Raw genomic sequence first — 26044 nt, forward strand, 5'->3', positions numbered from 1 at the left:
TACAGGAACACTCATCAGGCGACGAGTTGCTCCATGATACGTTGATACATACGGGCAAGCAGCTGCAGGTCGGCGGCATTAACACATTCATTAATTTTATGAATGGTCGCGTTGACCGGCCCCAGTTCTACTACCTGTGCCCCCATGCGGGCAATAAAACGCCCGTCGGACGTCCCGCCTGTAGTCAGTAACTGCGGTTTAATCTCATTATAGTGCTCAATGGCGTTCACCACCGCATCCACCAGTTTACCGCGTGCGGTCAGGAACGGCTGACCGGAAAGCCACCAGTCGACGGTATAACGCAGCTGATGTTTCTCCAGCAGCTCCAGCACCCGGGACTTAATCATTTCATCGTTTAATTCGGTGCTGAAACGGAAGTTGAACTGGATAAACAGTTCGCCGGGAATAACATTGTTGCTGCCGGTTCCTGCCTGAATATTGGCAATCTGCATGCTGGTAGCCGGGAAGAATTCGTTGCCCTGATCCCACTCAATCGCCACCAGTTCATTGAGCATTGGCGCCGCGCGGTGTACCGGATTATCGGCCAGATGCGGGTAGGCTACGTGGCCCTGCACGCCGTGAATGGTCAGATTGCAGGTCAGTGAACCACGACGCCCATTTTTCACCACGTCGCCAACGATTTCCGTGCTGGACGGCTCGCCAACCAGACAATAATCCAGTCGTTCATTGCGCGCCATAAGTGCTTCAACCACTTTTACGGTGCCGTTTTGGGCGCTGGCCTCTTCGTCAGAGGTTATCAAAAACGCCAGACGACCCTGATGGTTCGGATGCTGGGCGACAAAACGTTCTGCGGCCACGACCATTGCCGCCAGTGAGCCTTTCATATCGGCTGCGCCACGCCCGAACAACATGCCATCGCGAATGGTCGGTTCGAACGGTGGATTAATCCAACGATCGACATCGCCGACAGGCACTACGTCAGTGTGACCGGCAAATGCCAGAGTCTCACCTTTGCCGCGCCATGCCCAAAAATTCTGTGTGTCACCAAAATCCATACGCTCAACGGTAAAACCTACCGCGCGCAGGCGTTCAATCATTAACGCCTGGCACCCGGCATCATCCGGGCTCAGGGAAGGACGGCGAATAAGCTGCTGTGTCAGCTCAATAACCGGGCACGACATAGACTATACCTCATTAAAAAACTGCGTATAACTGGATTCACTAAAGCCAAGCAGCATAGGCTTACCCGGCGCGCAGAGCAATGGGCGTTTGATAATTGCAGGCATTTCAATCATCAATGCAGCAGCAGAGGACGCATCGGTGATTTGGTTACGTGTGGCTTCATCCAGTTTGCGCCAGGTGGTTCCACGTGTATTGAGCAGCGCCTCCCAACCTAATTCGCTGATAAAGGCGTGTAATAACGCGTTGTCCAGGCCGTCGACGCGATAATCATGGAAGCGGTAGTCGACCCCATTGTCTTCCAGCCAGCGTCTGGCTTTTTTAATCGTATCGCAATTCTTAATGCCGTAGAGGGTGATCATTTGAATCCTTATTGACGTAATTTGAATATTTATTCTCGTGTTCTATAAACATGAATAATACATATTGTCATCGAACCGTTATAGAAAAATATAACATTGTTGTTGAATGGTGAATAATGATTCCTGAAAGTTCCAAAATTCACGGGGAACTGAAAATCAGATTTTGCCTGTTTGCATCAGCCTGTTTTTCCATCAGAATTGCCAAAGTCGTAGATGATGTATGAATATTTCAAAATATTGCAGTAAGTCACATAAAATTTATGGGGTTAGCGCATAGTGATTACATATACCCCCGAACACTGGAGGATGTAATCGCAACCATTGGTTAAATGATCTTCTTTTTATGATGATGATTTCGTAGAATGCCCATAATAATAAGAGAGGTTGTTATGATTGAACGTGAACTGGGGAACTGGAAAGACTTTATCGAAGTGATGCTTCGTAAATAATTTTCTGGAAGAAATTCATATCCTGCAAAGGATAATAAAAGGCGACTCAACGTAAGTCGCCTTTTTTGTGTCCGATTATTCTGGGCGTGGCTTCAACGGGAAGCGTCTGCGTACCAGCACAAAGAACAGAGGAACGAAGTAAATCGCAAGGACTGTGGCTGAAATCATCCCGCCCATTACACCAGTCCCCACCGCATGCTGACCGCCGGAACCTGCGCCACTGCTGATGGTCATCGGCAACACCCCAAAGATAAACGCCAGTGACGTCATCAGAATTGGGCGTAAGCGTTGGCGACAGGCATGCAGCGTGGCGTCGAGCAAGTCGTGACCTTTCTCGTTCATCTCATTGGCGAATTCAACAATCAATATTGCGTTCTTCGCCGAAAGCCCGATCACGGTGAGTAACCCGACCTGAAAGTACACGTCGTTTTCCAGGCCGCGCATCCAGGTAGCGAGCAGCGCGCCAATGACCCCCAGCGGTACAACCAGCATGACGGAGAAGGGAACCGACCAGCTTTCGTACAGAGCCGCCAGACACAGGAACACCACCAGCAAAGAAATGGCGTACAGGGCTGGCGCCTGAGAGCCCGACAGCCGTTCCTGGTAAGACATCGCGGTCCATTCGAGTCCGAATCCGGTCGGCAACTGGTGGACCAGCGATTCCATAATGTCCATCGCCGTACCGGTACTGACGCCTGGGGCGGCTTCGCCAACAATCTCGACGGCGGAGTAGCCGTTATAGCGTTCCAGACGCGGTGAACCCGTTTCCCAGCGCGACGTGGCAAAGGCCGAGAAAGGCACCATGCCGCCGCTATTATTGCGGACGTACCACAGATTGATGTCGTCCGGGAGCATGCGATATTTTGCTGCCGCCTGTACGTAAACCTTCTTCACACGACCCCGGTCCATAAAGTCATTGACGTAGCTGGAGCCCCAGGCCGTTTGCAAGGTGTCGTTGATGTCATCAATGGAAACGCCCAGCGCCTGGGCTTTGCGCTGATCGATATCAATTTGCAACTGCGGGCTGTCGTCCAGACCATTATGACGAACGCGGGTCAGAGACGCGTCTTTCCCGGCCAGCTCAATCAGCTTGTCGCGCGCGGCCATTAACGCATCATGGCCCGCACCGGCGTGATCTTGCAGCTCCATATCGAAACCGGCAGAGCTCCCGAGACCGCTAATCGCCGGAGGACTGCTGGCGAAGACGCGGGCTTCCTTAATCTTATTAAAGGCTTTAGTCGCGCGCTCGATGATGGCGAAAGAGGTTCCGGTGGTGGTGTCGCGATCATCCCAGTCTTTTAAGCGGACAAACATCCGCGCCACGTTTTGACCGTTCCCGCCAGGGCCGGAACCGACCGTGGAAAAGACCGACGTAATGTTGTCTTTCTCATGGGTGAAGTAATACTTCTCCACTTCCTCAACTACTTTCAATGTTTGCTGCTGGGTCGAGCCGCTGGGCAACTGTATCGAGGTGGTAAACATGCCGCGGTCTTCGAGCGGCAGGAAGGAGGTTGGCAGGCGCAGGAACAGGAAAACCATACCGCCGAGCAGCAGGCCGTAAATCAGTATCCAGCGCAGGCTGCGGTGCAGGATCCTGGCGACGCCTTTTTCGTAGCGTTCGGCGTTGCGGTTAAACATCCGGTTAAACCAGCCAAAGAAACCGGTTTGTCCGTGATGCTCGCCTTTATGTAGCGGTTTGAGCAGAGTGGCGCACAGGGCAGGGGTGAGGATCATCGCCACCAGAACTGAAAGAACCATTGCGGAGACGATGGTAATCGAGAACTGGCGGTAGATAGCCCCGGTAGTGCCGCCGAAGAAGGCCATCGGGATAAACACCGCCGATAGCACCATGGCGATACCGACCAGCGCGCCCTGGATTTGCCCCATCGATTTCCGCGTCGCTTCCCGCGGCGAGAGGCCTTCCTCACTCATAATTCGCTCGACGTTTTCCACCACCACAATGGCATCATCGACCAGCAGGCCGATCGCCAGCACCATCGCAAACATCGTCAGGGTGTTAACGCTGTAGCCAAAGGCGTAGAGGACGGAAAAAGTACCCATCAGGACGACGGGTACGGCGATTGTAGGAATCAGCGTGGCGCGGAAGTTTTGCAGGAACAGGTACATCACAAGGAATACCAGCGCGATCGCTTCCAGCAGCGTTTTCACCACGTCGATGATTGAGGCTTTGACAAAGGAGGTAGTTTCATACGCCACCTTGTATTCCAGCCCGTGCGGAAAATACTGAGAGAGCTCATTCAGGCGGTCGATAACCAGCTCCGCCGTTGCCATTTCATTGGCACCGGAGGCCAGTTTTACCCCCAGACCGGAAGCCGGGTGGCCGTTGAAGCGGCTGAGATAGTCATACTTTTCCGCACCCATTTCGACCGTCGCCACATCTCCCAGTTTAACTTCTGAGCCGTCCTGGTTGACGCGTAGCGTAATCGCGCGGAATTCATCCGGAGTCTGCAGCAGCGACTGGGCGTTGATCGTTGCATTCAGCGCTTGTTTGTCCACCGAAGGCGTGCCGCCAAGTTGCCCGACGGCAATCTGCGCATTCTGTGACTCGATAGCATCGGTCACATCTTTGGCGGTCATCTGGAAGCTGTTAAGTTTGACCGGGTCGAGCCAGATACGCATGGAATATTGTGAACCGTAGGCGTCAATATCGCCCACGCCGTTTATACGACTGAGCGGATCCTGGATATTACTGGCGACGTAGTCGGCGATGTCCTGCTTATCCATTGAGCCATCGGTGGAGACGAAGGCGATGGTCAGAATATTGGTGTCACCGGTCTTGCGCACCGTGACCCCTTGATTCTGTACCGCCTGCGGCAGCTTACGCATTGCCGATTGCAGCTGGTTTTGCACCTGCTGGACGGCTTCATCAGGATCGGTTCCCGCGAGGAAGCTCAGCGTAACCGACGCCTGGCCTGTCCCGCTGCTCTGCGACGACATGTACATCAGATTATCGAGACCAGTCATGTTCTGCTCGATAACCTGGGTGACGGTATTTTCCAGGGTTTGTGCGGACGCGCCAGGGTAGTTCGCGGTTACCCGCACGTTTGGCGGTGCCAGATCGGGGTATTGCTCAACGGGCAGCGAAAAAATAGCCAGGGCTCCTGTCAGGCACAACAGGATTGCTAACACCCAGGCAAAAATGGGGCGATCGATGAAAAAATTCGCCATTAAAAGGGGACCTCGTGTTTCTGCGTATCGTTATGGGTGTGAATTGCTTCACTTTAGCGGCAAGGTACGGGGCAAACGTGGAGAAAAAAAGAAGATAATGTAAATTATCATGCCCGTTTACAGCATACCTTTCGCGCCAACGCCGTCAGGCCTGGATCGAGAACCGACGGCGCTTTGCGGTTCTTTACGTTAGCTCACCGTCGGATTCTGCCGAACGAAAACTGATGCTCACCAGCGTTCCCCCTCCGGAGGGTTGAGAGAAAGTCAGCGTGCCGCTCAGCCTTTCCGCCCGCTCGCGCATAATATTTAACCCATAGTGCCCCGAAGGCTCATGCGGCTCGCCAATGCCGATGCCGTTATCGCGAATATAAACCGTGTGATTACCATCCGGCGCGGTCACGCAACTGACGGCAATTTCGGTTGCACTGGCATGTTTAATCGCGTTCAGCACCGCTTCACGGACGATCTGCAGCAGATGCACCTGCATTTGCGCGTCCAGCGCCAGGGTTGGTAACCGGCAATCAAGCGTCAGTTTAGCCGAGGTCTGATTTTGCAGCGTTTCCAGCATTTCATGCAGGGCGGAGGGGAGATCGGCCTGCTGTAAAGTCAGGCGGAAGGTGGTGAGCAGTTCGCGTAGCTGGCGGTAGGCGTCGTTCAGCGCCTGAGAAAAATCCGCCATAATGCTTTGCGCTGGGGCGTTATCTTCGGGAATCGAACGCTTCAGCAGCGTGAGCTGAATGCGTAAATAAGAGAGCACTTGCGCCAGCGAGTCGTGCAGCTCGCGCGCAATCGTCGCCCGTTCCTCCATTAACAACAGCTGCTGAAAATGTTTTTGCGCCTGGTTGAAGTACAACCCGCGACCCAGCATCGAGGAGACGCTGTTGAGCAGAGGGGTAGAAGCATTGACGTTCGGGCTTTGCCAGTGCAGTTCACCGTAGACGGTTTCCTGCATGGTGACCGGCAGGATCTGCATCGGCAGCTCGGGGCTTTTTGCGCCTTCGCTAATTCGCCAGTTATCTCCGACGGTGAGTTCCAGGAAATAGGCGGCGTCATGCTCGCGGACGATCTGTAAAATATGGCGGAAGCAGTACACATCAATCTGACTGGTATTTAACGCCTGAGAGCACTGATACAACACTTCCAGACGACGATTAGCTTCGTGGAGATCGTGGGTCTTCTCAGCGACAGACGCTTCCAGCGAGCGGTACAGCTTGTGTAATTCACTCGACATCTGGCTGAAGGTCTTGCCCAACAACCCGAGTTCGTTGGGCAAATCAGTATCCAGCGACGGGATGTCAAACTGACCGTGTTCAATGTGCTGGCTGGCCACCACCAGCTTATTCAGCGGACGCACCACCTGCTGGCGAATACGCCGCAAGGTAAAGAAAACGAGGGTGAAAATGCCGATCCCGCCCGCCAGTGAAATACCAAAAACCAGCATCACTTTGCGTTCGGCATAATGTTGCAGCGCCAGCACGAAGAGATCGATTTGATCGACATAGTTATTGATATTGCTCTGGTACCAATTTAAATCGCCATCGATCAGACGGGCGTTCATTTCCAGCCAGTTTGCATGTAGACGTCCATAGCGACTTTTTACCGCTTGAGGCACGTACCACGCGTTCAGGTTCTGTAGTGCTGGCGAATTTAGCGCCTGCTGGAAAAGCTGGCGGTGAGCGTTAAGCTGCGGACTTTGGCTTTGCAGATCGTAACCCAGACGGTAACTTTGCATGCGCAATGAGCCAGCCACGTTGATGGCTTCGGCATCTCGTAAGCTGCTGGTCAGCGTGAGCAGCGCAATACCCGTTGAGAGAATCGACAACAGCACTATGTAGAAAAAAGCTTTAGCCAGACTGGCCGAGACCGGACGCTTTACCGTCACTTGTGCATCCTCACACAATACACGTCGCGCCTTAAAACAGCCCGAACGATGCGGTGTATTTGATAAATGTTAATAAAACGCCATGAAACTGGATGGTAACTGAAACACAATTTCATATGCGGTGAAATAAATTGATCTGCCACAGGTTCTGGATAAATAGTTGTGCTTCCTGGGCAAATGAACATTGCCGCTTCCTTCCGTGTCGGTTAATAACAACACTCATATAAAGAATAAGGTTTTTGCAACCAAAAAAGAAGGAAGCCATGAATCGTTTTATTATGGTTAATAGCCAGCAGTGCCTGGGATGCCATGCCTGTGAGGTCGCCTGCGTCATGGCTCACAATGGCGAGCAGCATGTCCTGAGTCAACGGCATTTCCAGCCCCGAATTACCGTCATCAAGCATCAGCAGCAGCGCAGTGCGGTAACCTGCCATCACTGTGAAGATGCGCCCTGCGCCAGAAGTTGCCCGAACGGGGCAATCAGCCATGATAACGACAGCGTTCAGGTGAACCCGAAAAAGTGTATTGGCTGTAAATCGTGCGTCGTTGCTTGTCCTTTCGGCACGATGCAGATCGTACTCACTCCTGTCGCTAAAGGGAAGGTGAAAGCCACTGCGCACAAATGCGATTTGTGTCAGGGACGCGAACAGGGACCCGCCTGCGTAGAGAACTGTCCGGCGCAAGCGTTACAACTGGTGACGGAAAATTCGCTTACTGGTCTGTCAAAAGCGCGCAGGCTACGCACCGCCAGTCTGGAAAGTCAGCCCTGGCATGCCAACGCCACCGATTTCGTTTCGCATAAAATTACCAAACGTGAGCAAATGCAGGCGACGCCTGCGCGTGGTGAGCCGGATAAGCTGGCAATTGAGGCCCGTAAAACCAGCTTTGAGGAGATCTATCTGCCGTTTCGTACGGCGCAGGCGGAACGGGAAGCATCCCGCTGCCTGAAATGCGGCGACCACAGTATTTGCGAATGGACCTGCCCATTGCATAACCATATTCCGCAGTGGATTGAACTGGTCAAAGCCGGGAATATCGATGCGGCGGTTGAGCTTTCTCACCAGACCAACTGCCTGCCGGAAGTGACCGGGCGCGTATGTCCGCAGGACCGACTTTGCGAAGGGGCATGTACGGTGCGTAGCGAGCATGGGGCGGTCACTATCGGAAATATTGAGCGTTACATCTCTGATCGGGCCCTGAGCAAAGGATGGCGACCGGACTTAAGCCACGTGCAGAAAGTGGATAAGCGCGTTGCTATCATCGGCGCGGGTCCGGCGGGTCTGGCCTGCGCGGATGTGCTGGCGCGCAGCGGAGTCAGCGCCACCGTATACGATCGCCACCCTGAAATCGGCGGTTTGCTGACGTTCGGCATTCCGGCCTTCAAGCTGGACAAATCGCTGCTGGCCCGCCGCCGTGAAATCTTCAGCGCCATGGGTATTCATTTCGAACTTAACTGTGAAGTGGGTAAGGATGTGGCGCTGTCGGCGCTGCTGGAGGATTACGATGCCGTGTTCGTGGGCGTAGGAACCTATCGTTCCATGAAGGCGGATCTGCCGAATGAAGACGCGCCTGGCGTTTATGACGCGTTACCGTTCCTGATTGCCAACACCAAGCAGGTGATGGGGCTGGATGAACTGCCTGAAGAGCCGTTCATCGACACCGCCGGACTGAACGTGGTTGTACTGGGCGGAGGCGATACGGCAATGGACTGCGTGCGTACCGCGCTGCGTCATGGCGCACGCCAGGTGACCTGCGCTTATCGTCGTGATGAAGCCAACATGCCCGGTTCGAAAAAAGAGGTGAAGAACGCCCGGGAAGAGGGGGCTAACTTCGAGTTTAACGTCCAGCCGGTTGAGCTGGTGTTACATGATGATGGGCGAGTCAGCGGCGTGCGTTTTTTACGTACCCAGCTTGGCGAGCCGGACGCGCAGGGGCGTCGTCGCCCGGTTCCCCTCGCCGGGAGTGAGTTTGTCATGCCCGCAGATGCGGTGATCATGGCGTTTGGTTTTCACCCACATGGCATGCCGTGGCTGGAGACGCATGGGGTTAAGGTCGATAACTGGGGGCGCATTGCCGCCAATGTTGAAAGCGCATACCGTTATCAAACCAGTAACCCGAAAATCTTCGCCGGTGGTGATGCGGTACGCGGTGCGGATCTGGTGGTTACGGCCATGGCGGAAGGACGGCATGCCGCCCAGGGGATCGTCGACTGGCTGGGCGTAAAATCAGTCAAATCTCATTAAGTCGCTAAGAAGGCCGGATAAGGCGCGTTAGCATTGCTATCCGGCTCTGTGCCGCATAATTGCCTGATGGCGCTTCGCTTATCAGGCCGACATTGCACCAAGACAAACCCGGTTTCACGGCGTAGTATTATTTCTCACTTCTTGCTGTGGAGCCGGTATGTCGCAAAAAATTACCCTCATCAAAGATAAAGTCCTTTCCGATAACTACTTCATCCTGCGCAATATCACCTATGACCTGACCCGTAGCAATGGAGAGGTGATTCGTCACAAACGCGAGGTTTACGATCGCGGCAACGGCGCCACTATCCTGCTGTATAACCCGGAGAAGAAAACGGTGGTGCTCATCCGCCAGTTTCGCGTCGCCACCTGGGTCAATGGTAATGAAAGCGGTCAACTGATTGAAACCTGCGCCGGGCTGCTGGATAACGACGAACCGGAAGCGTGCATTCGGAAAGAGGCCATTGAAGAGACCGGCTTTGAAGTGGGTGAAGTGCGTAAGCTGTTTGAACTCTATATGTCGCCGGGCGGCGTGACGGAGATAATTCATTTCTTTATTGCGCAATACAGCGACAGCCAGCGGGCAAATGCCGGCGGAGGGGTGGAAGATGAAGATATTGAGGTTCTGGAGCTGCCGTTCACCCAGGCGCTGGAAATGATTAAAACAGGTGAAATCCGTGACGGTAAGACGGTGCTATTGCTGAACTATTTGCAGTCGTCGCATCTCATGGACTAATGCGCGGGATTTATATTTCTTTACAAATTTTCGGCCAATCCGACGATTCTTATTGAGCCACATCAGTCGCGCAAGGAAGATACCGCTTAGGCTGTGTGTTTTGACTTCGGGGTTGTACCGTCCATGCGCTATCGCGTTATTTTACTTTTCCTGCTCGGGTTGTTACCCGTCCGTTTGCTGTGGGCCGCGCCCGCGCAACAGACGTTTTCTGACTGGCAGGTGACGTGCAATAACCAAAACTTTTGCGTGGCGCGCAATACCGGAGAACATCACGGCCTGGTCATGACCTTGAGCCGCAGTGCCGGGGCACATACCGACGCCGTGTTGCGTATTGAACTGGGTGGGCTGGAATCGCCCACAGCCAAAGAGAGCGATATTGCGCCACGTCTGCTACTGGATGGCTCAGCGCTCCCGCTTCGCGGTGAACACTGGCGTATTACCCCCTGGCAGCTGATGACCGATGATCCGGCCACCATCAGCGCATTTTTAACAACCGTACAGGACGCGAAGGCGATAACCCTGCAAAAAGGGACGCAAAACCTGTCCCTGGTCGGGCTAAAAGCCGCGCTGCTTTTTATCGACGCCCAGCAAAAACGGGTCGGCAGCGAAACCGCATGGATTGAAAAAGGCGACGAGCCTCCGCTCAGCGTACCTCCCGCTCCTGCTTTAAAAGGCGTGGCTGTGATTAACCCAACGCCAACGCCTCTCACGCAACAAGAGCGCAGTGAATTGCTGGATTACGGTAACTGGCGGATCAACGGTATTCGCTGTTCGATCGATCCGCTGCGTCGCGAGATGCGCGTCACGGCCTTAACGGATGATAAAGCGCTGCTGATGATCGGCTGTGAAGCCGGGGCATATAACACCATCGATCTGGCGTGGGTGGTTTCACGTACTACCCCGTTGACGTCACGGGCGGTACGGCTAAGCCTGCCTTTTAAAACGGATGCGGAAAGTCGCGATATGGAGCTGACCAACGCCACGTTTGATGAGAAGTCGCGCGAGCTGGTAACCCTCGCTAAAGGACGAGGGTTGGCAGATTGCGGTATCCAGACTCGCTGGCGCTACGACGGCCAGCGTTTTCGTCTGGTGCGCTATGCCCAAGAGCCAAGCTGCGATAACTGGCATGGGCCAGATGCCTGGCCCACGCTGTGGATCACACGTTAAGCACCTTATGCGCTTTGTCGACAATGTTATCCACCGTAAAGCCGAAGAACGGGAACAGCTTGTCTGCCGGAGCCGACTCCCCATAACCCGTCATACCGACAATCGCCCCTTTCAGCCCAACATATTTGTACCAGTAGTCGGCAATTCCTGCTTCTACCGCCACGCGCGCGCTGACGTTTGAGGGGAGGACCGATTCCCGATACGCCTCATCCTGGGCGTCGAAGATATCGGTTGAGGGCAGAGAAACCACCCGCACGTTACGACCTTCACCGGTCAGTTTTTCCGCCGCCAGCAGCGTGATTTCCATTTCTGAACCGGTAGCAATCAGAATAACATCCGGCTTACCACCACCATCCTTCAGCACATAGCCGCCGCGGGCAATCTGCTGCACTTGCTCAGGCGTCCGCTCAACCTGCGCCAGATTTTGCCGCGAGAGGATCAGCGCCGTTGGCCCGTCATGGCGTTCGACCGCCAGCTTCCAGCCTACCGCCGCTTCAACCTGATCGCAGGGTCGCCAGGTGCTGAAATTAGGCGTCAGACGCAGGCTGGCGAGCTGTTCGACGGCCTGGTGCGTGGGACCATCTTCCCCAAGGCCAATCGAGTCGTGGGTATAAACCATGATTTGTCGGGCTTTCATCAGCGCCGCCATGCGTGCGGCATTACGGGCATATTCGACAAACATCAGGAATGTTGCAGTGTACGGTACGAAACCCCCGTGGTGAGCGATACCGTTGGCAATCGCGGTCATGCCAAATTCCCGCACGCCGTAGTGGATGTAGTTTCCTGCATGATCCTCTTTAAGAGAAGTGGAGCCTTTCCAGATGGTCAGGTTGCTGGGCGCCAGATCCGCCGAACCGCCAAGCAGCTCAGGCAGTATCGGCCCGTAAGCGTTCAGGGTATTTTGCGAGGCCTTACGGGTGGCGATTTTGGCCGGATTGGCCTGCAGCTCGGTGATATATTTCTGGGTCGTTTCTTCCCACTCTTCCGGCAGTCCACCGCTCATCCTGCGGGTAAACTCTGCCGCCAGGTCCGGATGCGCATGTCGATAAGCGGCGAATTTCTCATTCCAGCTCTGTTGGGCTTTCTCGCCTTTTTCACGAGCGTCCCACGCCCGGTAAATCTCTTTGGGGATTTCAAAGGCAGGATGATGCCACCCCAACTTCTGCCGGGTCAGCGCCACTTCTTCTTCACCCAGCGCCGCGCCGTGCGCTTCTTCTTTCCCGGCTTTATTCGGTGAACCAAAACCAATCACCGTGCGGCAGATAATCAGCGACGGTTTATCGGTAACGGCCTGTGCTTCCTGAATTGCTTTTTTCACCGCCTCAGGGTCATGACCGTCAATCTCGTGCACCACATGCCAGTGATAGGCCTCAAAGCGTTTCGCGGTATCGTCGGTAAACCAGCCGTCGGTTTCGCCATCAATTGAGATGCCGTTGTGATCGTAAAAGCCGATGAGTTTGCCAAGTCCCAGGGTGCCCGCCAGCGAGCACACTTCGTGAGAAATGCCCTCCATCAGACAGCCGTCGCCCATAAAGACCCAGGTATAGTGATTAACAATCTCGTGGTCTGGCTGGTTAAACTGCGCCGCCAGCGTGCGTTCTGCAATCGCCATTCCAACAGCGTTGGCTAAACCCTGACCCAACGGTCCGGTGGTGGTATCCACGCCCGGCGTATAGCCAATTTCCGGGTGTCCTGGCGTCTTCGAATGGAGCTGGCGGAAGTTCTTTAACTCTTCGAGCGGCAGGTTGTAGCCGGAAAGATGCAACAGGCTGTAAAGCAGCATTGAGGCGTGGCCATTGGACAAAATAAACCGGTCACGATCGTACCAGGTGGGATCGGACGGGTTATGGCGCAGGAAATCGTTCCACAGTACTTCGGCGATATCAGCCATCCCCATTGGTGCGCCAGGGTGGCCAGAGTTAGCTTTTTGGACGGCATCCATACTTAGCGCACGAATGGCATTGGCAAGCTCTTTACGGGTCATAGGAAATACTCCTTGAAAAGTAAAGTGTTAGATGCGTGTTGTGATTCACACTTTTGAGATAATTGCGGGCGTTGTCAGCAAAAAGCATAGCAGACAAGCATGGTATTGCTGGCTTAAGCAGGTAACATAGATGTTATAAATTGATAACAAATTCTTTCTTTGAATGGTGAGAGTATGGGGACCTTCAAAGTTTGTGCCGTTGACTGAGGTGATAATGTGCGGCTCAGTAGAATGGTTACCCGCGCCACTTTTTTGATAGATACGTGAAAGGAACAACAAGATGGATGACCAGTTAAAACAAAGCGCCCTCGATTTCCACGAATTTCCGGTACCCGGTAAAATCCAGGTTTCTCCGACCAAGCCTCTGGCAACCCAGCGCGACCTCGCGTTGGCCTACTCGCCGGGCGTGGCTGCACCGTGTCTTGAAATTGAAAAGGACCCGCTGGCAGCCTACAAATACACCGCACGCGGCAACCTGGTTGCGGTTATTTCCAACGGTACTGCGGTTCTGGGCCTGGGTAATATTGGCGCGCTGGCCGGTAAACCAGTGATGGAAGGTAAAGGCGTTCTGTTTAAGAAATTCGCCGGGATTGACGTGTTCGACATCGAAGTTGATGAACTCGATCCGGATAAATTTATCAACGTGGTAGCGGCGCTTGAACCAACGTTTGGCGGCATTAACCTCGAAGATATCAAAGCGCCGGAGTGCTTCTACATTGAGCAAAAACTCCGTGAGCGCATGAATATTCCGGTATTCCATGATGACCAGCACGGCACGGCAATCATCAGTACTGCCGCAATCCTTAACGGTCTGCGGGTGGTTGAGAAAAATATCTCTGATGTGCGCATGGTGGTGTCCGGTGCAGGTGCGGCGGCGATTGCCTGTATGAACCTGCTGGTGGCGCTGGGTATGCAGAAACACAACATTGTGGTCTGCGACTCCAAAGGGGTGATTTACAAAGATCGTGAACCAAACATGGCGGAAACCAAAGCGGCTTACGCAGTGGTGGATGACGGTAAGCGTACGCTGGATGATGTCATTGACGGCGCGGATATTTTCCTCGGTTGCTCGGGTCCGAAAGTGCTGACGCAGGAAATGGTTAAGAAGATGGCGCGTGCGCCAATGATCCTGGCCCTCGCCAACCCGGAACCGGAAATCCTGCCGCCGCTGGCGAAAGAGGTGCGTTCTGACGCCATCATTTGCACCGGCCGTTCCGACTACCCGAACCAGGTTAACAACGTTCTGTGCTTCCCGTTCATCTTCCGCGGCGCGCTGGACGTCGGCGCTACTGCCATCAACGAAGAGATGAAACTGGCTGCGGTACACGCCATTGCTGAGCTGGCGCACGCCGAGCAGAGCGAAGTGGTGGCCTCCGCCTATGGCGACCAGGACCTGAGCTTCGGGCCGGAATACATTATTCCGAAACCGTTCGACCCGCGTCTGATCGTCAAAATCGCCCCTGCGGTGGCGAAGGCGGCGATGGATTCCGGTGTGGCAACGCGTCCGATTGCCGACTTTGACGCTTACATCGATAAGCTGACCGAATTCGTCTACAAAACCAACCTGTTCATGAAGCCGATTTTCTCCCTGGCACGCAAAGCGCCGAAGCGCGTGGTGCTGACTGAAGGGGAAGAGGCGCGTGTACTGCATGCCACGCAGGAGCTGATCACTTTAGGTCTGGCGAAACCGATCCTGATCGGTCGTCCGAGCGTTATCGAAATGCGTATCCAGAAACTGGGTCTGCAGATCAAAGCGGGCGTCGATTTTGAGATCGTCAACAATGAGTCAGATCCGCGCTTTAAAGAGTACTGGAGCGAGTACTACCAGATTATGAAACGTCGTGGTATTACCCAGGAGCAGGCGCAGCGTGCGGTAATTGCCAACACCACGGTGATCGGCGCGATCATGGTGCAGCGCGGCGAAGCGGATGCGATGATCTGCGGTACGATAGGCGACTACCATGAGCACTTCAGCGTGGTGAAAGAGGTGTTTGGTCATCGCGATGGCGTGCATACTGCCGGGGCGATGAACGCCTTGCTGCTGCCAAGCGGTAACACCTTTATCGCCGATACCTACGTTAACGACGATCCTACGCCGGAGCAACTGGCGGAAATCGCCGTGATGGCGGCAGAAACTGTGCGTCGCTTTGGTATCGAACCGAAGGTAGCGCTGCTGTCGCACTCCAACTTTGGTTCATCTAACTGTCCGTCGGCCAGCAAAATGCGCGAAGCGCTGGAGCTGATTAAGGCGCGTGCGCCAGAGTTGATGATTGATGGCGAAATGCACGGCGATGCCGCGTTGGTGGAAAGCATCCGTCATGACCGCATGCCGGACAGTCCGCTGAAAGGCTCAGCGAATATTCTGGTGATGCCGAATATGGAAGCTGCCCGTATTAGTTACAACTTACTACGCGTTTCCAGCTCTGAAGGCGTAACGGTCGGCCCGGTGCTGATGGGGGTTGCGAAACCGGTTCACGTATTAACGCCAATCGCATCTGTTCGTCGTATCGTTAATATGGTGGCGCTGGCGGTCGTAGAAGCCCAAACTCAACCGCTGTAATTTCACTTTAATTTATTTCCGGCGCGGGTTTCTCCCGCGCCTTTTTATTTCCCCTTTCTTAGTGATCCACTTCACCTTTTAAACATGGTTGCCGAATTTTGTTATTTACTCTGACAAAAAATTGCCACGATGAGGGCAGTTTTAGCGGAGGCGGTGAGCAATGGAAAAAGAACGCATTATTCAGGAATTTGTGCCGGGGAAACAGGTTACGCTGGCGCATCTCATTGCGCACCCTGGTGAGGAACTGGCGAAAAAGATCGGCGTTCCCGAAGCGGGCGCCATCGGCATCATGACGCTGACGCCAGGCGAAACCGCGATGATTGCCGGTGACTTAGCGATGAAGGCGGCAGATGTACATATCGGCTTTCTCGATCGATTCAGCGGTGCGCTGGTCATCTACGGCTCGGTAGGCGCGGTAGAAGAAGCGTTATTACAGACGGTAAGCGGTCTGGGTCGGTTATTAAATTTCACTTTGTGCAACCTGACAAAAAGTTAACCAGAGGCGGCGATGAAACGTATTGCGTTTGTCGGTACGGTGGGGGCGGGGAAAACAACGCTCTTTAATGCGCTACAGGGAAATTATTCCCTCGCCAGAAAAACACAGGCCGTGGAGTTTAATGAAAATGGCGATATCGACACGCCAGGAGAATATTTTAGCCATCCGCGCTGGTATCACGCCTTAATTACTACGCTGCAGGATGTTGATACGTTGATTTATATACACGCGGCAAATGATAAAGAAAGTCGCTTACCTGCCGGGCTGTTGGATATCGGCGCCAGTAAACGACAAATCGCCGTTATCAGCAAAACGGACATGCCGGATGCCGACGTCGCCGCAACGCGACAACTACTTCGCGGGATAGGGTTCCAGGAGCCGATTTTCGAACTCAACAGCCATGACCCGCGCAGCGTGCAGCACCTGGTGGATTATCTGACTGAGCTCAGCCAAAAGGAGGAAAGGGCAGGTGAAAAAACTCATCACAGCTAACGATATTCGTGCGGCCCACGCACGCGGCGAACAGGAAATGTCGGTTGTTCTGCGCGCCAGCATCATCACCCCGGAGGCGCGCGAAGTTGCGGAGCTGCTGGGCGTCACCATCAGTGAATGCGATGAATCCGTGCCAACCGCTGCTGCTGTCGCACCGGCTGCGGTGGATGATGGCAAAACGGAAAGCCAGCGCATTCGCGAAACCATCATTGCGCAGTTACCGGAAGGGCAGTTTACCGAAAGCCTGGTCGCCCAACTGATGGACAAAGTCATGAAGGAGAAACAGTCGCTGGAGCAGGGCGGAATGCAGCCGAGCTTTAACTCGGTGACCGGCAAAGGCGGCGTCAAAGTCATCGACGGCAGCAGCGTGAAGTTTGGTCGTTTTGACGGCGCACAGCCGCACTGCGTGGGTTTAACCGATCTGGTGACCGACCAGGACGGTAGCAGCATGGCCGCCGGGTTCATGCAGTGGGATAACGCTTTTTTCCCATGGACGCTGAACTACGACGAAATCGACATGATTCTGGAAGGCGAGCTGCACGTTCGCCACGAAGGCGAAACCATGATTGCTAAAGCCGGGGACGTGATGTTTATCCCGAAAGGCTCCAGCATCGAATTTGGTACGCCATCGACGGTGAAATTTCTGTATGTGGCCTGGCCTGCGAACTGGCAGTCCTGCTAAGGCGGATGTATGAAGGATTTCATTACCGAAGCATGGCTCAGAGCGAATCATACGCTCAGCGAAGGGGCTGAAATTCATCTCCCCGCTGATGCTCGCCTGACGCCATCTGCCCGGGAATTACTGGAAAGCCGACATCTGCGCATTAAGTATATCGACGAGCAGGGCAGCCTGTTTATTGATGACGAAGAACAGCAGCCGCAGCAGGTGCATGGTTTAACCAGCAGCGATACGCATCCACAGGCCAGTTGCGAACTGTGTCATCAACCGGTGGTGAAGAAAGCAGACACGCTGACGCATCTGACAGCGGACAAGATGGTCGCTAAAAGTGACCCGCGCCTGGGATTTCGCGCCGCGCTGGACAGCACCATCGCCCTGGCCGTGTGGTTGCAGATAGAGCTGGCGGAACCGTGGCAGCCGTGGCTGGCGGATATCCGTTCGCGTCTGGGCAACATTATGCGCGCCGACGCTATCGACGAGCCGCTGGCAGCACAAGCTATCGTCGGGTTAAGCGACGAAGATTTACACCGGCTTTCGCATCAGCCGCTGCGCTATCTGGACCACGACCATCTGGTGCCTGAAGCCAGTCATGGCCGTGATTGCGCGTTGCTTAATCTGCTGCGTACCAAAGTCCGTGAAACGGAGACGGTGGCGGCCCAGGTATTCATCACCCGTAGTTTTGACGTGATGCGACCGGACATCATGCAGGCGCTCAATCGCCTTTCCAGTACGGTCTACGTGATGATGATACTGAGCGTAGCGAAGCATCCACTGACGGTTAGCCAAATTCAACAGCGACTGGGGGAGAAGAAATGATCATTGAACGTGCTCGTCAACTCGCCCAGCGCTCACCTGCACGGGTGGTGTTCCCGGATGCGCTGGATGTTCGGGTGTTGAAAGCGGCAAATTACCTGCATCAGCACGGTCTGGCACATCCTGTTCTCGTCGCCAGTCCGTTTGCGCTGCGCCAGTTTGCCCTCAGCCATCGGGTGGCGATGGATGGCATTCAGGTTATCGACCCGCAAAGCAACCAGTCCATGCGTGAAGAGTTTGCGCTGCGCTGGCTGGCCCGCGCGGGAGATAAAACGCCTGCAGATGCGCTGGAAAAACTCAACGATCCGCTGATGTTCGCCGCCGCTATGGTTAGCGCGGGTAAAGCTGACGTCTGTATTGCGGGCAATTTGTCGTCGACAGCAAACGTGCTGCGTGCTGGGTTACGCATTATTGGGCTACAGCCTGGCTGTAAAACGCTGTCGTCAATTTTCCTGATGCTGCCGCAGTACCTCGGGCCGGCATTAGGGTTTGCCGATTGCAGCGTCGTGCCGCAGCCTACAGCCGCACAGCTGGCGGATATTGCGATTGCCAGCGCGCAGACATGGCAGGCGATCACCGGTGAAGAACCGCGCGTGGCCATGCTGTCGTTTTCAAGTCAAGGCAGCGCTCGTCATCCTAACGTCGCTAACGTGCAGCAGGCTACGGAGATCGTTCGTGAGCGTGCCCCGCAGCTTACCGTGGATGGGGAACTGCAATTTGATGCCGCCTTTGTTCCGGATGTCGCCGCGCAAAAAGCGCCCGCCAGTCCGTTAAAGGGCAATGCCAATGTGATGGTCTTCCCATCGCTGGAGGCAGGCAATATTGGCTACAAAATCGCCCAGCGTCTGGGAGGGTATCGTGCCGTAGGTCCGTTGATCCAAGGGCTTGCCGCACCGCTTCATGACCTCTCTCGCGGCTGTAGCGTACAGGAAATTATCGAACTGGCGTTGGTGGCAGCAGTGCCGCGTCAGACTGACATGAGTCGTGAAAACGCCTCACACACACTGGTTGTTTAGGTCCCGTTCTGGACCCCTTAATGAGAGGAAAACACAATGGAAGCATTAGGAATGATTGAAACCCGGGGCCTGGTTGCACTGATTGAGGCTTCTGACGCAATGGTTAAAGCGGCACGCGTGAAACTGGTCGGCGTGAAGCAGATCGGCGGCGGTCTGGTTACTGCAATGGTCCGTGGCGACGTAGCGGCATGTAAAGCCGCAACGGATGCTGGTGCTGCTGCTGCACAGCGTATTGGTGAGCTGGTTTCCGTACACGTAATCCCGCGTCCGCATGGCGATCTGGAAGAAGTGTTCCCGATCAGCTTTAAAGGCGACAGCAACGACATGTAAGTCGTCCATGTGACGCCACAGACTTCATTGCTGGCGTCACCCTCTCTCCTTTTCACATTACCTTCTGCGGAGGGTAGGGGGAGGTTTTACCTGAAATATGCCACGGAGGCGCGTATGAAACTGGCAATCGTCACAGGACAAATTGTTTGTACCGTACGCCATCAGGGGCTCGCGCACGACAAGTTGCTGATGGTGGAAATGATTGATGCCTGCGGAAATCCCGACGGGCAATGTGCTGTTGCTATCGACAGCATTGGGGCGGGAACCGGAGAGTGGGTGCTGCTGGTCAGCGGAAGCTCAGCCCGTCAGGCGCACCGTAACGAATCATCACCTGTCGATCTGTGCGTGATTGGCATTGTTGATGAAGTGGTGGCAGGTGGTCAGGTGATCTTCCATAAATAAGGCAGAAAATAATGAATCAACAGGATATTGAACAGGTCGTGAAAGCGGTACTGCTGAAAATGAAAGACAGCAGCCAACCCGTCAGTGCCGTTCAAGAAATGGGCGTTTTTGCCTCCCTGGATGACGCAGTGGCGGCAGCAAAACTGGCCCAGCAAGGGCTGAAAAGCGTTGCCATGCGCCAACTGGCTATCACGGCTCTACGTGAGGCGGGCGAAAAACATGCCCGAGAATTAGCGGAACTTGCCGTCACAGAAACCGGCATGGGACGCGTTGAAGATAAATTTGCCAAAAATGTGGCGCAGGCACGCGCCACGCCGGGCGTGGAATGCCTGTCTCCACAGGTTCTGACCGGTGATAACGGCCTGACGCTGATTGAAAACGCGCCGTGGGGTGTGGTGGCCTCGGTGACACCGTCCACCAACCCGGCTGCGACCGTTATTAACAACGCCATCAGCCTGATTGCGGCTGGCAACAGCGTGGTCTTCGCACCGCATCCGGCTGCCAAGGGCGTGTCTCAGCGCGCTATCACTCTGCTTAACCAGGCGGTAGTTGCTGCAGGCGGACCGGCAAACCTGCTGGTTACCGTGGCCAATCCGGATATTGAAACCGCCCAGCGTCTGTTTAAGTACCCAGGCATCGGCCTGCTGGTGGTGACCGGCGGTGAAGCCGTAGTGGATGCCGCGCGTAAGCACACCAACAAACGTCTGATTGCCGCCGGTGCGGGAAATCCGCCGGTGGTGGTTGATGAAACGGCTGATCTGGCACGCGCAGCCCAGTCGATCGTCAAAGGCGCTTCGTTTGACAACAACATTATCTGCGCCGACGAAAAAGTGCTGATCGTGGTCGATAGCGTCGCTGATGAGCTGATGCGTCTGATGGAAAGCCAGCATGCAGTCAAGCTGACCACGGCTCAGGCCGAACAGCTGCAACCGGTGCTGCTTAAAAATGTCGATGAACGCGGTAAAGGCACGGTCAGTCGTGACTGGGTAGGCCGCGACGCAGGAAAAATCGCTGCGGCGATTGGTCTGAACGTACCGGAGCAAACCCGGCTGTTGTTCGTCGAAACCTCTGCGACTCACCCGTTTGCCGTAACCGAACTGATGATGCCGGTTCTGCCGGTCGTGCGGGTCGCCAACGTCGATGAGGCCATTGAACTGGCGGTCAAGCTTGAGGGCGGTTGTCACCATACGGCGGCGATGCACTCGCGCAATATCGACAACATGAACCGCATGGCAAACGCCATTGATACCAGCATTTTCGTTAAGAACGGACCGTGCATTGCCGGTCTTGGACTCGGCGGCGAAGGCTGGACCACGATGACCATTACCACGCCAACCGGGGAAGGGGTGACCAGCGCACGCACATTTGTGCGTCTGCGTCGCTGTGTGTTGGTGGACGCCTTCAGAATTGTATAAGGAGTGAACGACATGGCGCACGACGAACAACGTTGGCTGACACCCAGATTACTAAAAGCGGCAACGCTATGTAACCAGACGCCCGTAAAGAGCGATTCACCGCTGTGGCTGGGCGTGGATTTGGGGACGTGTGATGTGGTGTCGATGGTTGTCGACAGTGACGGACAGCCGGTTGCAGTTTGCCTGGACTGGGCCGACGTCGTGCGCGATGGCATCGTCTGGGATTTCTTCGGTGCGGTGACCATCGTTCGTCGCCATCTCGATACGCTCGAACAACAGTTGGGTTGCCGCTTTACCCACGCGGCAACCTCGTTTCCACCGGGAACTGACCCACGGATCTCGATCAACGTGCTGGAATCTGCCGGGCTTGAAGTCAGTCATGTGCTCGACGAACCGACCGCGGTGGCAGACCTGTTGCAGCTTGATAACGCTGGCGTGGTGGATATCGGTGGCGGTACCACCGGGATTGCGATTGTGAAGCGAGGCAAGGTGACTTACTCCGCCGATGAAGCGACCGGCGGGCACCACATTTCTCTGACGCTTGCCGGGAACCGTCGCATCCAGTTGGAAGAGGCGGAGCAGTACAAACGCAGCAACGGTAAAGAAATTTGGCCGGTGGTTAAGCCGGTCTACGAAAAAATGGCGGAAATTGTGGCTCACCATATTGCCGGACAGGGCGTGGCTGATTTATGGCTGGCCGGTGGTTCCTGTATGCAGCCGGGCGTTGATGAACTGTTTCGTAAGCGTTTCCCGGAACTGCAGGTGCATTTACCCCAGCACAGCCTGTTTATGACCCCGCTGGCGATTGCAAATAGCGGAAAAGAAAAAGCGGAAGGAATCTATGCAAGCTGAATTGCAGACCGCGCTCTTTCAGGCATTCGATACCCTGAATCTGCAACGCGTAAAAACGTTTAGCGTTCCACCGGTTACGTTGTGTGGACTGGGAGCGCTCAGTACCTGCGGACAGGAAGCACAAACGCGCGGCCTGACGCATATGTTCGTCATGGTCGACAGTTTCCTGCACCAGGCGGGGATGACCGCCGCACTGGAACGCAGCCTGGCGATGAAAGGCGTGGCGATGACGCTGTGGCCATGTCCGGTGGGCGAACCGTGCATTACGGACGTCTGCGCGGCGGTCGCGCAACTGCGTGAATCGAAGTGCGATGGCGTAGTGGCCTTTGGTGGCGGTTCCGTATTGGATGCCGCAAAGGCTGTGGCGTTGCTGGTGACCAATCCTACCCAGACGCTGGCAGACATGGATGAGAGCAGCGCGTTACGCCCGCGTCTGCCGCTGATTGCCGTACCGACTACCGCCGGAACGGGTTCAGAAACCACTAATGTCACGGTGATTATCGACGCCGCGACCGGGCTTAAAAAAGTGCTGGCCCACGCAACCCTGATGCCGGATGTGGCGATTCTTGACGCCGCGCTGACGGAAGGTGTGCCCGCACACGTAACGGCGATGACCGGGATCGATGCGCTGACGCACGCCGTTGAAGCGTATAGCGCTCTGAACGCGACGCCGTTTACCGACAGTCTGGCGATTGGCGCGATTGCGATGATAGGTAAATCGCTGCCGAAGGCCGTTGGCTATGGTCAGGATCTGGCGGCGCGAGAAAGCATGCTACTGGCTTCCTGTATGGCCGGGATGGCGTTTTCCAGCGCGGGGCTGGGCCTGTGTCACGCGATGGCGCACCAGCCGGGTGCGACGCTGCACATCCCACATGGACAGGCTAACGCCATGCTGCTGCCCACAGTAATGGGTTTCAACCGCATGGTGTGTCGTGAGCGTTTCAGCCATATCGGACGGGCGCTAACCAACAAGAAGTCGGACGATCGCGATGCCATCAACGCCGTCAGCGAGCTGATTAGCGAAGTGGGCCAGACCAAACGACTCTCTGACGTTGGGGCGAAGCCCGAGCATTACAGCGCATGGGCTCACGCCGCGCTGGAGGATATTTGTATTCGCAGTAACCCACGCACCGCCACGCAGGCCGACATTATCGCGTTGTATGCGGCGGCACAATAAATACACATATGACAGGGAGTGAAGGTTATGGGAATTAACGAAATCATCATGTACATCATGATGTTCTTTATGCTGATTGCCGCCGTGGACAGGATCCTGTCGCAGTTCGGCGGTTCGGCACGCTTCCTCGGTAAGTTCGGGAAGAGTATTGAGGGATCGGGCGGCCAGTTTGAAGAAGGTTTTATGGCGATGGGCGCGCTGGGTCTGGCGATGGTCGGTATGACCGCGCTGGCACCGGTACTGGCGCATGTGCTCGGGCCGGTGATTATTCCACTGTACGAAATGTTGGGTGCTAACCCGTCGATGTTTGCCGGAACGCTGCTGGCGTGCGATATGGGCGGCTTCTTCCTGGCGAAGGAACTGGCGGGCGGCGACGTTGCGGCGTGGCTGTACTCCGGCCTGATCCTCGGGGCGATGATGGGGCCGACGCTGGTCTTCTCTATTCCGGTTGCGCTGGGGATTATTGAGCCGTCCGACCGTCGTTATCTGGCGCTGGGCGTGCTGGCTGGGATCGTCACCATTCCGATTGGCTGTATTGCGGGTGGTTTGATCGCGATGTACTCCGGTGTCGAAATCAACGGGCAGCCGGTGGAGTTCACCTTCGCACTGATCCTGATGAACATGATCCCGGTGCTGATCGTTGCCGTGCTGGTGGCGCTGGGACTGAAATTCATCCCGGAAAAAATGATCAACGGCTTCCAGATCTTCGCGAAATTCCTGGTGGCGCTGATCACCATCGGTCTGGCGGCAGCGGTGATCAAATTCCTGCTCGGCTGGGAACTGATTCCGGGTCTTGATCCTATCTTCATGGCACCGGGTGACAAGCCGGGTGAAGTGATGCGCGCCATCGAAGTTATCGGTTCTATCTCCTGCGTGCTGCTGGGTGCGTACCCAATGGTACTGCTGCTGACCCGCTGGTTTGAAAAGCCGCTGATGAGCGTTGGTAACCTGTTAAAAATCAATAACATTGCGGCTGCGGGCATGGTGGCGACGCTGGCGAACAACATCCCAATGTTCGGCATGATGAAGAATATGGATACCCGCGGCAAAGTGATCAACTGCGCTTTTGCGGTCTCCGCAGCCTTCGCTCTGGGTGACCACTTAGGTTTCGCCGCGGCCAACATGAACGCGATGATCTTCCCAATGATTGTCGGCAAGCTGATTGGCGGCGTGACGGCGATTGGTGTGGCTATGCTGTTGGTACCGAAAGACGAAGATGTTCCGGCACCAGCAGAAACCAACCCGGAGGCGCAATCGTGAATACTCGCCAGCTACTCAGCGTCGGTATCGATATCGGCACCACCACCACTCAGGTCATCTTCTCGCGCCTTGAGCTGGTCAACCGTGCGGCAGTGTCGCAGGTGCCGCGTTACGAATTCATCAAACGCGAAATTAGCTGGCAAAGCCCGGTGTTCTTTACCCCCGTTGATAAGCAGGGCGGGTTGAAAGAGGCCGAACTTAAGGCGCTGATCCTCGCCCAGTATCAGGCGGCGGGAATTGCGCCTGAGACCGTCGATTCCGGCGCGATCATCATTACCGGAGAAAGTGCCAAAACCCGCAACGCGCGACCTGCGGTGATGACGCTCTCTCAGTCGCTGGGGGACTTCGTGGTTGCCAGCGCCGGTCCGCATCTGGAATCAGTGATTGCCGGTCACGGCGCAGGGGCTCAAACCCTGTCAGAGCAGAAGTTGTGCCGCGTACTGAATATCGACATCGGTGGCGGGACGTCGAACTACGTCCTGTTCGATGCCGGAAAAGTCAGCGGTTCGGCCTGCCTGAACGTCGGCGGACGACTGCTGGAAACGGACGGTCAGGGGCGGGTGGTGCATGCGCATCAGCCAGGACAGATGATTGTTGATGACGTATTTGGCCCTGGCACCGACGCCCGGACCCTCAATGCAGCGCAGCTTGTTCAGGTGGCCCGACGGATGGCGGCGCTGATCGTTGAGGTGATTGACGGCACGCTGTCACCGCTCGCGCAGGCGCTGATGCAAACCAGTCTGTTGCCGACGGGTGTGAAGCCGGAAGTGATTACGTTGTCCGGCGGGGTGGGTGAGTGCTACCGCAACCAGCCTGCCGATCCATTCTGTTTTTCCGATATTGGGCCGCTGTTAGCGACGGCGCTGCATGAACATCCGCGCCTGCGTGAGATGAACGTGCAGTTCCCGGCGCAAACCGTGCGAGCCACGGTGATTGGCGCCGGTGCGCATACGCTGTCGCTTTCGGGCAGCACCATCTGGCTGGAAGGTGTGGCGCTTCCGCTGCGCAATCTGCCGGTGGCGATTCCGGTTGATGAGGCTGATTTGGTGGCCGCCTGGCAACAAGCGCTGATGCAGCTCGATCTGGACCCGCAAACAGACGCTTACGTGCTGGCGCTGCCCGGTTCACTGCCGGTGCGCTACGCCGCGCTGTTAACGGTTATTGATGCGCTACTGGCCTTTGTCGCGCGCCATCCGAATCCGCATCCCCTGCTGGTGGTAGCCGAGCAGGATTTTGGTAAAGCCCTGGGCATGCTGTTACGCCCACAGTTACAGCAACACCCGCTGGCAGTCATCGATGAGGTGGTTGTCCGGGCGGGGGACTATATCGACATTGGTACGCCTCTTTTTGGCGGATCGGTTGTGCCGGTGACGGTGAAATCACTCGCATTTCCTTCCTGAGGG

Annotated in this window: 22 protein-coding genes; 17 read left to right on the plus strand and 5 right to left on the minus strand. The window is 55.4% G+C overall.

Annotated elements, in window-relative coordinates; all coding sequences use genetic code 11:
* Nucleotides 1–14: 14 nt before the first annotated feature.
* Together dapE and HV237_RS07145 are read right to left on the minus strand one after the other, a co-directional pair.
* Nucleotides 15–1142 carry a succinyl-diaminopimelate desuccinylase gene (dapE, locus tag HV237_RS07140; protein WP_016153967.1) on the minus strand — a complete coding sequence of 376 codons (1128 nt, stop codon included), beginning with the start codon at nucleotides 1140–1142 and terminating at the stop codon, nucleotides 15–17.
* 3 nt (nucleotides 1143–1145) lie between these two features.
* A complete protein-coding gene (locus HV237_RS07145; protein WP_016153966.1) occupies nucleotides 1146–1502 on the minus strand; it encodes an ArsC family reductase in 357 nt (118 codons plus the stop codon).
* Nucleotides 1503–1891: 389 nt separating this feature from the next.
* Here HV237_RS07145 and ypfM point away from each other — a divergent pair, with 389 nt between their 5' ends.
* Nucleotides 1892–1951 carry a protein YpfM gene (ypfM, locus tag HV237_RS07150; RefSeq protein WP_001386977.1) on the plus strand — a complete coding sequence of 20 codons (60 nt, stop codon included), beginning with the start codon at nucleotides 1892–1894 and terminating at the stop codon, nucleotides 1949–1951.
* Between the two features lie 75 nt (nucleotides 1952–2026).
* On the opposite strand, the gene acrD is transcribed toward ypfM, so the two are convergent.
* Entirely contained in the window at nucleotides 2027–5140 is a 3114-nt protein-coding gene (acrD, locus tag HV237_RS07155; protein ID WP_016153965.1) for a multidrug efflux RND transporter permease AcrD, read from the minus strand.
* 184 nt (nucleotides 5141–5324) lie between these two features.
* Nucleotides 5325–7022, minus strand: a complete 1698-nt coding sequence (narQ, locus tag HV237_RS07160; RefSeq protein WP_016157109.1) for a nitrate/nitrite two-component system sensor histidine kinase NarQ — start codon at nucleotides 7020–7022, stop codon at nucleotides 5325–5327.
* 263 nt (nucleotides 7023–7285) lie between these two features.
* Between narQ and aegA the strand changes: the two genes are divergently transcribed.
* The 3 genes from aegA (at nucleotide 7286) to HV237_RS07175 (ending at nucleotide 11165) form a co-directional block, all read left to right on the plus strand.
* Nucleotides 7286–9265: a formate-dependent uric acid utilization protein AegA gene (gene aegA / locus HV237_RS07165; RefSeq protein ID WP_016157108.1), complete on the plus strand. Its 1980-nt coding sequence runs from the start codon at nucleotides 7286–7288 to the stop codon at nucleotides 9263–9265.
* A gap of 157 nt (nucleotides 9266–9422) precedes the next feature.
* On the plus strand, nucleotides 9423–9998 hold the full coding sequence (gene nudK, locus HV237_RS07170) for a GDP-mannose pyrophosphatase NudK (protein ID WP_016157107.1): 576 nt from the start codon (nucleotides 9423–9425) through the stop codon (nucleotides 9996–9998).
* A gap of 123 nt (nucleotides 9999–10121) precedes the next feature.
* A complete protein-coding gene (locus tag HV237_RS07175; RefSeq protein WP_047358261.1) occupies nucleotides 10122–11165 on the plus strand; it encodes a DUF1176 domain-containing protein in 1044 nt (347 codons plus the stop codon).
* On the opposite strand, the gene tkt is transcribed toward HV237_RS07175, so the two are convergent.
* A complete protein-coding gene (gene tkt, locus HV237_RS07180) occupies nucleotides 11155–13149 on the minus strand; it encodes a transketolase (RefSeq protein WP_047358222.1) in 1995 nt (664 codons plus the stop codon). The genes HV237_RS07175 and tkt overlap by 11 nt on opposite strands.
* Before the next feature lie 280 nt (nucleotides 13150–13429).
* Here tkt and maeB point away from each other — a divergent pair, with 280 nt between their 5' ends.
* From maeB to eutA, 13 genes are all read left to right on the plus strand, one after another.
* On the plus strand, nucleotides 13430–15709 hold the full coding sequence (maeB, locus tag HV237_RS07185) for an NADP-dependent oxaloacetate-decarboxylating malate dehydrogenase (protein ID WP_016153959.1): 2280 nt from the start codon (nucleotides 13430–13432) through the stop codon (nucleotides 15707–15709).
* 160 nt (nucleotides 15710–15869) lie between these two features.
* The gene (gene eutS, locus HV237_RS07190) at nucleotides 15870–16205 is read left to right on the plus strand and encodes an ethanolamine utilization microcompartment protein EutS (RefSeq protein WP_003037995.1); all 336 of its coding nucleotides are present in this window, start codon (nucleotides 15870–15872) and stop codon (nucleotides 16203–16205) included.
* A 12-nt stretch (nucleotides 16206–16217) separates the two neighbouring features.
* On the plus strand, nucleotides 16218–16697 hold the full coding sequence (gene eutP / locus HV237_RS07195; RefSeq protein ID WP_016153958.1) for an ethanolamine utilization acetate kinase EutP: 480 nt from the start codon (nucleotides 16218–16220) through the stop codon (nucleotides 16695–16697).
* Complete coding sequence (eutQ, locus tag HV237_RS07200; protein WP_047358221.1) at nucleotides 16675–17379, plus strand: ethanolamine utilization acetate kinase EutQ; 705 nt, start codon at nucleotides 16675–16677, stop codon at nucleotides 17377–17379. The genes eutP and eutQ overlap by 23 nt, the downstream gene beginning before the upstream one ends.
* Before the next feature lie 9 nt (nucleotides 17380–17388).
* On the plus strand, nucleotides 17389–18192 hold the full coding sequence (gene eutT / locus HV237_RS07205; RefSeq protein ID WP_047358220.1) for an ethanolamine utilization cob(I)yrinic acid a,c-diamide adenosyltransferase EutT: 804 nt from the start codon (nucleotides 17389–17391) through the stop codon (nucleotides 18190–18192).
* Nucleotides 18189–19205 carry a phosphate acetyltransferase gene (gene pta, locus HV237_RS07210; protein WP_016153955.1) on the plus strand — a complete coding sequence of 339 codons (1017 nt, stop codon included), beginning with the start codon at nucleotides 18189–18191 and terminating at the stop codon, nucleotides 19203–19205. Before eutT ends, pta begins: the two co-directional genes overlap by 4 nt.
* 36 nt (nucleotides 19206–19241) lie before the next feature.
* Nucleotides 19242–19535, plus strand: coding sequence for an ethanolamine utilization microcompartment protein EutM (eutM, locus tag HV237_RS07215; RefSeq protein WP_003835054.1), 294 nt, complete (start codon nucleotides 19242–19244; stop codon nucleotides 19533–19535).
* Nucleotides 19536–19649: 114 nt separating this feature from the next.
* Nucleotides 19650–19937: an ethanolamine utilization microcompartment protein EutN gene (gene eutN, locus HV237_RS07220; RefSeq protein ID WP_016153954.1), complete on the plus strand. Its 288-nt coding sequence runs from the start codon at nucleotides 19650–19652 to the stop codon at nucleotides 19935–19937.
* A gap of 11 nt (nucleotides 19938–19948) precedes the next feature.
* Nucleotides 19949–21352 carry an aldehyde dehydrogenase family protein gene (locus HV237_RS07225; RefSeq protein ID WP_016153953.1) on the plus strand — a complete coding sequence of 468 codons (1404 nt, stop codon included), beginning with the start codon at nucleotides 19949–19951 and terminating at the stop codon, nucleotides 21350–21352.
* Between the two features lie 12 nt (nucleotides 21353–21364).
* Nucleotides 21365–22204 carry an ethanolamine utilization protein EutJ gene (gene eutJ, locus HV237_RS07230; RefSeq protein ID WP_016153952.1) on the plus strand — a complete coding sequence of 280 codons (840 nt, stop codon included), beginning with the start codon at nucleotides 21365–21367 and terminating at the stop codon, nucleotides 22202–22204.
* Nucleotides 22194–23381, plus strand: a complete 1188-nt coding sequence (gene eutG / locus HV237_RS07235) for an ethanolamine utilization ethanol dehydrogenase EutG (RefSeq protein WP_016153951.1) — start codon at nucleotides 22194–22196, stop codon at nucleotides 23379–23381. Before eutJ ends, eutG begins: the two co-directional genes overlap by 11 nt.
* A gap of 27 nt (nucleotides 23382–23408) precedes the next feature.
* A complete protein-coding gene (gene eutH, locus HV237_RS07240) occupies nucleotides 23409–24641 on the plus strand; it encodes an ethanolamine utilization protein EutH (RefSeq protein WP_016153950.1) in 1233 nt (410 codons plus the stop codon).
* Nucleotides 24638–26041 (plus strand): ethanolamine ammonia-lyase reactivating factor EutA, encoded by a 1404-nt coding sequence (eutA, locus tag HV237_RS07245; RefSeq protein ID WP_046275198.1) that lies wholly within the window; start codon nucleotides 24638–24640, stop codon nucleotides 26039–26041. The genes eutH and eutA overlap by 4 nt, the downstream gene beginning before the upstream one ends.
* Nucleotides 26042–26044: the final 3 nt, after the last annotated feature.

The organism is Citrobacter sp. RHBSTW-00570 (genome assembly GCF_013739755.1).
GTDB lineage: Bacteria > Pseudomonadota > Gammaproteobacteria > Enterobacterales > Enterobacteriaceae > Citrobacter > Citrobacter braakii.